Source organism: Paenimyroides ummariense, from assembly GCF_900115115.1.
In the GTDB taxonomy this organism is placed as follows: Bacteria; Bacteroidota; Bacteroidia; order Flavobacteriales; family Flavobacteriaceae; genus Flavobacterium; species Flavobacterium ummariense.
This window is the reverse complement of sequence record NZ_FOVI01000012.1, coordinates 88,873-99,507: the sequence shown is the minus strand read 5'-3', so window position 1 is coordinate 99,507 and position 10,635 is coordinate 88,873. Positions and strand designations below refer to the sequence as shown.

Sequence of the window (10,635 nt, the reverse complement as noted above, 5' to 3'; positions counted from 1 at the left end):
AAGTGTTTAAGTCTAAATCGAACTATGAGTTTTTCTCTGAGCGGGTAATAGTTTACTTAAACACTTTTCTCTTTATGATAAATTTACTTATTTTTGTAAATACAAATCTAAAGGAGCTTGTGGTTACTGAGCCCGACGAAGTATCGAGAACTAAATAATTAAAAAACTTCTCGATACAATTTTCCTTCGATTCTCTACGGAAAATCACTCGAAGTGACGAAAAGTAAACAAAACTTAATCGAATTTACGTTGTTTATTAAAAATATTTCAATGATCAAAAAAATATTACTCACTATTTTTATCGTTATATTACTATTTGGGTGTTTTCAACTTTATTCTTGGCTTTTTGTTTCTAATATAAGTTCAGATAATTCTACTTCTTTTATAGGAACATATCAATTAGAAAAAATTTCTCGACCTGAAAAAATTCTATTACTTAAACGGAATAAATTAAAGGCAGCTTTTTTTAATGATGAGAGAAAAAGAGTTTTGTATTTGAAAGAAGATTTTAAACAGCGATTTGTTCTTTACAAAGAAAAGAAGGGTGTAGTTGATAGTGTGGTTCGTGAAGGAACATGGGAAATTAAGACAGATAGTATTATTCTTAATTTTGAAAATGAAGAACATCAAGAAAAAATAGTTCGAATTGGTTTTACGGATAAATTTTATTTTTTAAATAACGTTTATGATTGTAAGTTTCGAACCGAAAAGATTGGCAAAGAATTCACAGTTCTTAAAAAGGTAAAATAAAACTCCGACAGAGTTCTGAACTCTGTCGGAGTTTGGTTTATAACTTAGAGCTTAAACACTATCTATTCATTAAATCTTCAATTTCGGTAGCTTCCAACGGAATGTTTTTCATTAAATTCAATGGTAATCCTTGGTTTTGAATTACGTAATCGTCTTCTAAACGAATTCCGAATCCTTCGGCAGGAATATAAAAACCAGGTTCGTTTGTAAACACCATTCCTTCAACAAAATTATCAGTTAAAATTCCGTAATCGTGCGTGTCTAATCCCATGTGGTGTGATGTTCCGTGCATCATGTACTTTTTATAAGCCGGCCAGTCTGGGTTTTCGTTTTGAACATCGGCTTTGTCCAATAAACCTAAACCAAGTAATTCCGACGTATAAATCTTACCCATTTCTTTGTGGTAATCGTACCAGTTATTTCCGGCAACCAATAAGGTTTCAGCTGCTTTTTTACAACGTAAAACCGCATCGTAAACCTCGCGCTGACGTGCTGTGTAACGACCACCAACAGGAATCGTTCTTGATAAATCAGATGCGTAATTAGCATATTCTGCCGCAACATCAAACAAAATCAAATCGCCGTCTTTACATTGTTGGTTATTTTCAATATAATGCAACACATTCGCATTGTTGCCAGATGCAATAATTGGCGTGTACGCAAAACCTTTCGATCGGTTACGTAAAAACTCGTGTGCAAACTCTGCTTCAATTTCGTATTCCCAAACGCCAGGCTTTACAAAACCTAAAATTCTTCGGAAACTTTTCTCGGTAATATCGCAAGCCTGCTGAATCAAAGCAATTTCCTGAGGTTCTTTTACCGAACGCAAACGCTGTAATATTGGGTTTGATCTTAAATATTGATGTCCAGGAAAATCATTTTTCATTTTTTTAATGAATCGATCTTCGCGTGTTTCTGTTTCAACCGAAGCGCGGTAATGTTCGTTATTATTGATATAAACATTTTCCGCTTCAACCATCATTTTTCTAAAAATCGTAGGGAAATCAGAAAGCCAATAAACCGTTTTAATTCCCGAAACTTCAAAAGCACGTTCTTTTGTCAGTTTTTCGCCTTCCCAAATAGCAATATGTTCGTTGGTTTCGCGTAAAAACAAAACTTCGCGGTGTTTTTCTTCAAAAGCATCAGGAAAAATAACCAAGATAGATTCTTCTTGATCTACACCCGATAAATAAAAAATATCGCGATGTTGTGCAAAAGGTAAAGTAGAATCGGCAGAAACCGGATAAATGTCGTTTGAATTAAATACGGCTAAACTTTGTGGAGCCATTTGACCAACAAACTTTTTACGGTTTTTTATAAAAAGATTTCGGTCTATTTGATGATATTTCATAGTTTTGAACTTTAAATACTTTGATTTTATCAAATTTACATACTTATTCTATTTCATCAATTTAAAAAATACTAAAAGTTTTATGAAATTTCTTACAGCTTTATTCTTGCTAACGGTTTCGATTGTTTCAGCCCAAGTTCAACCTTACAAAATATTTACTTCGGAGGGAAAAGAAGTATCGTTTGAAAAAATGAGCAAAAGTCTTCAAAAAGCCGATGTTGTCTTATTTGGCGAATTACACAATAATTCCATAGCACATTATTTTCAGGTAAAAGTCGCAAAAAGTTTACATACCGATAACTCTAAAAAATTAATTATTGGAGCAGAAATGTTTGAGCGTGATCAGGCAGAAATCTTACAGAATTATGTAAAAGGAAAGCTTGATGAAAAGGAATTTGAAAAAGAAGCGCGTCTTTGGAACAACTATAAAACCGATTACAAGCCGTTGTTGAATTTCGCTAAAGAAAACAATATTAATTATGTTGCAACGAATGTTCCGCGCCGTTATGCAAGTTTGGTTTACAAAAAAGGAGTAGAGGCTTTGGATACTTTGTCAATACAAGAAAAATCGTGGATTGCACCTTTGCCTTTTCCTTATGATAAAAACCTGCCGGGTTATGTAAAAATGATGGAAATGTTTAAAGATAGCAACCATGCAAACGAAAATTTTCCAAAATCGCAAGCTATTAAAGATGCTACAATGGCTCATTTTTTAGTGACCGAATTACAACCAAACAGCATTTTTCTGCATTTAAACGGATCGTACCATAGCGATAATTTTGAAGGAATTGCTTGGTATGTAAATAAATACGATAGAAATTTAAAAATACAAACCATAAGTGTTGTTGAACAAGCCAATGTAAATAAGCTGGAAAAAGAACATTTAAAAAAGGCAAGCTATATCATTGTGGTTGATGCTGATATGCCAAAAAGTTACGAATAATTTGACTTAAAGGCACATTTGCTGTAAAAACGACAATTTGTTTAAACTGATTATAAATAACAAAATAAACCAATTAACATTTTTTTTGTTTTTATAATTAGCTGTATTTTTGTGTGATTTTTTAAGAAGAAAAACTAGTAACATTACATTATGGCAAAATCTGCACTATTAAAGTCGTCAATCGGTAAAAAATACTGGATGGCACTTACGGGGTTATTTTTATGCTTGTTTTTGGTAGGTCACTTAGCAGGTAACTTGCAATTGATTTTCGGAACCGATTTACAGTTCAATCAATATGCGTACTTCATGACATCAAATCCGGCGGTAAAAATTCTATCTTACCTAACGTATTTTTCAATCTTATTCCACGCGGTCGATGGTATCATGTTAACCATTCAAAACAAAAAAGCGCGCCCAATAGGATATGTAAAAAACAATGCAGCAGCAAATAGCACGTGGCAATCAAGAAACATGGCGGTTTTAGGAACCTTATTACTTGTTTTTATTGCTACACACATGGTAAACTTCTGGGCAAAAATGCACTTTTCGCACATGCCGTTACAACAACAAGAAGTTAATATCCAGCCAATGCCTGGTATGGATTTAAAAGCACAAGGTATTAATACTACTACTGGCGGTATGGTTTATATGATAGACCAAGAAGGTAAAACAATTTACTTTGATAAAGTAGAGGGCGAATTAGATGTGCGTAATAACAAAGAATTTTACACAAAAGGTACAGATGTTAAAGTAGCCGAAGGATATAAAGATTTATACAAAATCACTATAGAATTTTTTAAAGATCCACAGTACGGATTAATTTTTACAATTTTCTATGTGTTTTCAATGTGTGTATTAGCATTTCACTTAATGCATGGTTTTGCAAGTGCATTCCAGTCGTTAGGTGCTAATAACCCTAAATACAACGGATTAATTAACGGATTAGGTAAATTATTTGCAATTGCAGTACCGCTTTTATTTGCAATTATTCCAATTTACATTCACTTCATTAAATAATCTATAAAGAAGATTGATTATGGCATTAGATAATAAAATTCCTCAAGGTTCTATTTCATCAAAGTGGACCGATTATAAAGATCATATTAAATTAGTTAACCCGGCTAACAAAAGAAATATCGATGTAATTATCGTTGGTACAGGTTTAGCAGGTGGTTCGGCAGCAGCTACATTGGCAGAATTAGGTTACAGCGTAAAAGCATTTTGTTACCAAGATTCTCCACGTCGTGCACACTCAATTGCAGCACAAGGTGGTATCAACGCAGCTAAAAATTATGCAGGTGATGGCGACTCTATCTACCGTTTATTTTACGATACAGTAAAAGGGGGCGATTACCGCGCACGTGAAGCGAACGTTCACCGTTTGGCAGAGGTTTCTGTAAACATTATCGACCAGTGTGTGGCGCAAGGTGTGCCATTAGCACGTGAGTACGGTGGTTTGTTAGATAACCGTTCGTTTGGTGGAACACAGGTTTCGCGTACATTCTACGCTAAAGGTCAAACAGGTCAGCAATTATTGTTAGGAGCTTACTCTGCAATGAACCGCCAAATTGGTCGTGGAAAAATTAAAATGTACAACCGTCACGAGATGTTAGATTTAGTAATCGTGAATGGTAAAGCACGTGGAATTATTGCTCGTAACTTGGTTACTGGCGAAATCGAGCGTCACTCTGCACACGCAGTAGTTATTGCAACAGGTGGTTACGGAAACGTTTTCTTTCTTTCAACCAACGCAATGGGATCTAACGTAACAGCAGCTTGGAAAGCACACAAACGTGGCGCGTACTTTGCAAACCCTTGTTACACGCAGATTCACCCAACATGTATCCCGGTTACAGGTGATCATCAGTCAAAATTAACGTTGATGTCAGAATCATTACGTAACGATGGTCGTATCTGGGTTCCTAAAAAATTAGAAGATGCACAAGCAATTCGCGAAGGTAAAAAGAAACCTACCGATTTAGCTGAAGAAGATAGAGATTATTACTTAGAGCGTCGTTACCCATCATTTGGTAACTTGGTACCTCGTGACGTTGCGTCGCGTGCGGCTAAAGAGCGTTGTGATGCCGGTTTCGGTGTAAATGCAACGGGTGAAGCGGTTTATTTGGATTTCGCAGCAGCTATTGAGCGTTATGGTAAAGAACAAGCGCGTATTCATCATTTAGATGAAAATGATCCGAAATTGGTTTACGATTTAGGACAGAAAGTGGTTGAAAATAAGTACGGAAACTTATTCCAGATGTACTACAAAATTGTAGACGAGGATCCGTACAAAACGCCAATGATGATTTACCCTGCAGTTCACTATACAATGGGTGGTGTTTGGGTTGATTACAACTTAATGACAACTGTTGAAGGATGTTACTGTATTGGTGAGGCAAACTTCTCTGATCACGGTGCTAACCGTTTAGGAGCTTCGGCTTTAATGCAAGGTTTAGCAGACGGATACTTTGTATTGCCTTACACCATTGGTGATTATTTGGCAGATGATATCCGTACTGGAAAAATTTCTACCGATTTACCTGAATTTGTAGAAGCAGAAAACAATGTACGTTCTATGATTGATCATTTCATGAACAATAAAGGAACACATTCGGTTGATTACTTCCACAAAAAACTAGGAAAAATCATGTGGAACAAAGTAGGTATGGCTCGTAACGAAAAAGGTTTAAACGAAGCTATGGACGAAATTGCAGCCTTACGTGAAGATTTCTACAAAAACGTAAAAGTCTTAGGTACTGCAGATTCATTCAACCAAGAATTAGAAAAAGCATTACGCGTTGCCGATTTCTTGGAATTAGGTGAATTGTTTGCAAAAGATGCGTTACACCGCGAAGAATCTTGTGGTGGACACTTCCGTGAAGAACATCAGTCGGCAGAAGGTGAAGCAGAGCGCGATGATGCAAACTTCTCTTACGTTGCAGCTTGGGAATACAAAGGAAATCCTCGTGAAGCAGTTCTTCACAAAGAGCCTTTAGTATATGAAAACATTAAAATGGTAACTCGTAGTTATAAGTAATTTAGTCGAAAGTCACCTGTCAAAAGTCATAATGTCCGACTTTTAACATTCGACTTTAAGACTTTAAAAACTAGATAAGATGAATCTTACATTAAAAATTTGGCGTCAAAAAAACGCAAAAGATAAAGGTCAAATGGTCGATTATAAAATCGGCGGTATTGAACCTGATATGTCATTCCTTGAAATGTTAGACGTTTTAAATAACGAATTAGTTGAAAAAGGAGATGATCCCGTAGCATTCGATCACGATTGTCGTGAAGGTATTTGTGGTATGTGTTCTTTATTTATTAATGGTGAAGCGCATGGACCAGACCGCGGTATTACAACTTGCCAGTTACACATGCGTAAGTTTAAAGACGGCGATACCATTTATATTGAGCCATTCCGTGCAAAAGCATTCCCTGTAATTAAAGATTTAGTGGTTGACCGCGGATCTTTTGACCGTATTCAGCATGCAGGTGGTTTCGTATCAGTAAATACATCAGGAAATACACAAGACGCTAACGCATTACCAATTCGTAAAGACAATGCAGATAAAGCATTTGATGCTGCTACATGTATTGGTTGTGGTGCTTGTGTGGCAACTTGTAAAAACTCGTCGGCTATGTTGTTCGTATCTGCAAAAGTTTCTCAGTTTGCTTTGTTACCACAAGGTCGCGTTGAAGCTACAGAACGTGTATTAAATATGGTTGAAGCTATGGATAACGAAGGTTTTGGTAACTGTACTAACACCGGAGCTTGTGAAGTAGAATGTCCTAAAGGAATTTCTTTAGAAAACATTGCACGTATGAACCGTGAATACTTATCTGCTTCAATAAAATAATCAGATATAAAATATTTAATATAAATCCGGACTTATGTTCGGATTTTTTGTGTTTAATAAGATACTTATGCTTAAAATCACAATAAATCTGTATATTTAAGTATGAAAACAGCATTAATACAGTTCGATACCCTTTGGGAAGATAAGCAAGCAAATTTAGAATATATTCAAGATAAAATATTGAATTTACCTGATGCCATAAATTTGGTTGTTTTGCCCGAAATGTTTACCACCGGTTTTACCATGAATCCCGAAATAGTTGCCGAAGAAGAGCAAGGCGATACATTGCAAATCATTCAAAAATTAGCTTTAGATAAACAAACTGCCATTACCGGAAGTTGGGTTGTAAAAGAAGAAAATAACTATTATAACCGCTTGTTTTTTGTTTTTCCCGATGGATCTTACCAAACCTACAATAAACGCCATTTGTTTACATTAGCCGGCGAAGAAAAGATTTACAAACCCGGTAATGAAAAATTAATTGTTTCGTATAAAGGCTGGAATATTTGTCTATTGGTTTGTTATGATTTACGTTTTCCGGTTTATTCGCGAATTGTAAATCAGAATTACGATGTACTGATTTATGTAGCTTCATGGCCCGATCGAAGGATTGATGCTTGGAATGCTTTGCTAAAAGCACGCGCTATTGAAAATATGAGTTACGTTGTAGCTGTAAACCGCTGCGGAATTGATCCGAATGGAGTAGAATATTCAGGGCATTCACAAGTAATCGATTTTATGGGGAAACATATTGTTAAACCACTTATTGATGAACAGATTTACATAACAGATCTTGAAAAAAATCCATTACAAACTGCCCGGCAAAAATTTGCTTTTTTAAACGATGCCGACGATTTCGAACTAAAATAAAAGCTTATTTGTATTCATATAAAATTGAAAATCAATATTCTAATAGAATTCTAATGTGAGCTTAAAACAGGATTTTGTAACTTTAGGTTGAATGTAAAAATTATAAGCCTATGGAAACTAAATTGAAAGAACTAAAGAACGTTAGAGCCGAAAATTGTGTAACTATTATTCTTAATACGCACAGAACATTGCCCGATAACGAAAAAGATGCCATTCAACTAAAAAATTTAATTAAAGAGGCAGAAACTAAATTGCTGGCTGTTTGTCAACAAAAAACAGCAGAAAAGCTAACTGCTAAAATCCACGATTTAGCCGCAACAATCAACCATCGGCACAATTTAGAAAGTTTGATATTGTTTGTAAACGAAAATGTGTCAGAATTTGTAAGACTTCCTATATCGGTTGAAGATCGTGTGGTGGTTGGAAACAGGTTTGCAATGCGCGATTTAATTAGGGGCTTGCACAACCAAACAAACTATTATGTGTTGGTTTTAAACAAAGACGAAGCCCGATTAATAGAAGCTTCAAACGATAAAGTTGTAAAAGAATGCGGATTTCCTTTTCCGTTTCAAAACCAACTTTCGCAAACTTCCTTTAAAGCCGAGCCTTCAGACGCTGGTAGAATAAGAAATTTAACCTCTGAATTTTTCAATCAGGTTGATAAAGTAGTGAATAAAGTACACAAAGATAATCCGTTGCCTATTTTAATTTCAACCGATGAGCAAAACTATCATGATTATGTAAGAATTGTCGATAAACCAGGTAACTTCTTTCCTGAATTTTTAAGCCGAAGCAGACAAACAGAAAGCGATCATGCCATTGTTGCTGATGCTTGGGAATTGGTTCAAAATTTAAAAAGAAAACAAAACAACGATCGAAAAACCGATTTGCAGACTGCTGTTTCGGCAAATAAATTTATAAGCGATACTACCGAAATATTTCATGCCATAAAGCACGGAAGGGTACAAACATTGTTTGTTGAAGAAAATTTGTTTCAGCCCGCAGTGATCAAGAATGATACAGTTGTTTATGTTTCAGAAGATACAAACAATTCTACCGAAATGATCGATGATATTTATGACGAACTCATTGATTTAAATATGGATTTTGGTGGCGATGTGGTTTTTCTTCCAAAAGAAAGCTTGACTAAATTTAACGGTTTTGCTGCCATGACAAGGTATTAAACTAATTTTAATAGAACAAAAAACACCGCAACTGCGGTGTTTTTTTATGGCATAACCAATGTTTCGTTTAATTCCCAGTTGGCTCTTATGTCAAATTCTTTTAAAAAGTTAACCACCTTTTCGGGTTGGCGTTTTTCCAGATAACTTCCGGTGTCCCATTTTTTATTGCCGTTGGCATCTTCAATAATCCTAATGAAATATTTATCGGGTTCAATGGCTCGGAATTCTATAGAACTTTCTTCGGTTATGTATAAGTAATCGTACAGTTTTTCATCTTTAGTCAACAGCTCAAAGATGATAGGATAGTTTACCGTTCCCGAAAGTGTAAACGAAATGTTTCCGTAATCCGTTAATTTACCTGTTTGAAAACGTTGTATCATTTCGGTTTTTAAGGCGTTATCATAAAAATCGGTTACGCTGTTGGGTTTTAAAAACACGGTGTATTTTTCATCTTCCACCTTATCAAACAAAATTTTTACCAAATTGTTTAACGAATCGGTTTTAATAGTGAACGGAATTTGAAGCGAATCTTTCCCAATTACCTGAATTAGATCGTTAGAAATTGTTTTAAAAGGCGTGTTTGTACTGAACGAAATGGTATCTCTAAACTGAATAGATCCGCTTTTGGTAAATTTAACCTGTAATGTATCAATTTGTTTTAAAGTTCGTTGGTTTACAGTATGAATTTTCTCGTAATCTGGGGTTTTAAATTTAAACTGAAGCGAATCGTACTTATCCGTTGGAGTAAAAATATAAATAGAATCTTTTCCGGGAACTTTCTGAATGCGCGATGCAATTGATTTATTGTTCCCCAACGCAGTTACTTTTAAATTTTTGGTATCGCCTTCGTAAGCTGCCAGCCATTTGTTTTGGCTCACCATTGATGGTCGGTAAGCTGTGGTCTGTTTGGTTTCGCTAAATAATTTCAGACGAAAAACACTGTCGGTTGGTAAGGTGATTGGTGTTGGGTGAAAACCTATTTTATCTGATTTTGGATCGAACTTATAATTACTGTTCTTTTCTTGCAAGGCAACAAGGTAATAAGTGCCGCTTTTCAAATTTTCCAGATCGGCATTAGAAACGCTGTCTTTTGCACTTGCTACATACAACGGTTTTTTCTTGTAAATGGTAGAATCGTTAAATCCTGCGGTTTCATACAAAAGTAAATTTACCGTACCGCTTGATTTTTTACTGTAAGCATCTTCAAAATTTGTGGTCAGTTTTAATGAATCGATGTAATCTCCCGTAGAAAAAACATATTTGTAGTTCGTGTACGGATTTCCCTCATTATTATCCTGAATACTTTCTCCAAAATTAAAACTGTAGGTCGTATTCGCTTTAAGCGTATCAAAAATCTTGATTTTTATAAATTTACTCGGATAGCCCATTGGTGTAATCTCGGGCTGCGTATCCATTGGCGGCGAAATAATCAGTTGCTGGTTTACCTTGTTCAGCTTAACATATTCATCAAAATTTATCTGAATGGTTTTTTCGTTGAAATGCGTACTGAAATTTTCCGGATTGGTCGATAAAATCACGGGAGCCAAAGTATCTTTCAATCCCCCGGTAATGGTTCCGCGTTTCGCACAATTGGTAAAAAGCACCAAAGTCAGTATCAAGAAAAAACTAAAATATCTTAAAAATCTCATCAACTTAAATTTACCTTGCAAAGTAACT

General features: G+C 35.3%; 9 protein-coding genes. 7 read left to right on the top strand and 2 right to left on the bottom strand.

Annotated elements, in window-relative coordinates:
* Positions 1-270 precede the first annotated feature (270 nt).
* Positions 271-750 carry a lipocalin family protein gene (locus BM253_RS10290; RefSeq protein WP_091523411.1) on the top strand — a complete coding sequence of 160 codons (480 nt, stop codon included), beginning with the start codon at positions 271-273 and terminating at the stop codon, positions 748-750.
* Between the two features lie 58 nt (positions 751-808).
* Here the strand turns inward: BM253_RS10290 and BM253_RS10285 are convergent, their stop codons facing one another.
* Complete coding sequence (locus tag BM253_RS10285) at positions 809-2,101, bottom strand: aminopeptidase P family protein (protein ID WP_091523409.1); 1,293 nt, start codon at positions 2,099-2,101, stop codon at positions 809-811.
* A gap of 82 nt (positions 2,102-2,183) precedes the next feature.
* Here BM253_RS10285 and BM253_RS10280 point away from each other — a divergent pair, with 82 nt between their 5' ends.
* The 6 genes from BM253_RS10280 to BM253_RS10255 all read left to right on the top strand — a co-directional run bounded on the left by BM253_RS10280 (position 2,184) and on the right by BM253_RS10255 (position 8,958).
* Complete coding sequence (locus BM253_RS10280; protein ID WP_091523406.1) at positions 2,184-3,044, top strand: ChaN family lipoprotein; 861 nt, start codon at positions 2,184-2,186, stop codon at positions 3,042-3,044.
* A gap of 150 nt (positions 3,045-3,194) precedes the next feature.
* A complete protein-coding gene (locus BM253_RS10275) occupies positions 3,195-4,061 on the top strand; it encodes a succinate dehydrogenase cytochrome b subunit (protein WP_091523402.1) in 867 nt (288 codons plus the stop codon).
* 19 nt (positions 4,062-4,080) lie between these two features.
* Positions 4,081-6,081, top strand: coding sequence for a fumarate reductase/succinate dehydrogenase flavoprotein subunit (locus BM253_RS10270; RefSeq protein WP_091523398.1), 2,001 nt, complete (start codon positions 4,081-4,083; stop codon positions 6,079-6,081).
* Between the two features lie 79 nt (positions 6,082-6,160).
* Positions 6,161-6,904 carry a succinate dehydrogenase/fumarate reductase iron-sulfur subunit gene (locus tag BM253_RS10265; RefSeq protein WP_091523394.1) on the top strand — a complete coding sequence of 248 codons (744 nt, stop codon included), beginning with the start codon at positions 6,161-6,163 and terminating at the stop codon, positions 6,902-6,904.
* A 102-nt stretch (positions 6,905-7,006) separates the two neighbouring features.
* Positions 7,007-7,774 carry a nitrilase family protein gene (locus tag BM253_RS10260; RefSeq protein ID WP_091523390.1) on the top strand — a complete coding sequence of 256 codons (768 nt, stop codon included), beginning with the start codon at positions 7,007-7,009 and terminating at the stop codon, positions 7,772-7,774.
* A 110-nt stretch (positions 7,775-7,884) separates the two neighbouring features.
* Positions 7,885-8,958: an AOC03_06830 family ribosome hibernation factor gene (locus tag BM253_RS10255; RefSeq protein WP_091523386.1), complete on the top strand. Its 1,074-nt coding sequence runs from the start codon at positions 7,885-7,887 to the stop codon at positions 8,956-8,958.
* Between the two features lie 44 nt (positions 8,959-9,002).
* On the opposite strand, the gene BM253_RS10250 is transcribed toward BM253_RS10255, so the two are convergent.
* Positions 9,003-10,607 carry an Ig-like domain-containing protein gene (locus tag BM253_RS10250; RefSeq protein ID WP_091523384.1) on the bottom strand — a complete coding sequence of 535 codons (1,605 nt, stop codon included), beginning with the start codon at positions 10,605-10,607 and terminating at the stop codon, positions 9,003-9,005.
* Positions 10,608-10,635 lie beyond the last annotated feature (28 nt).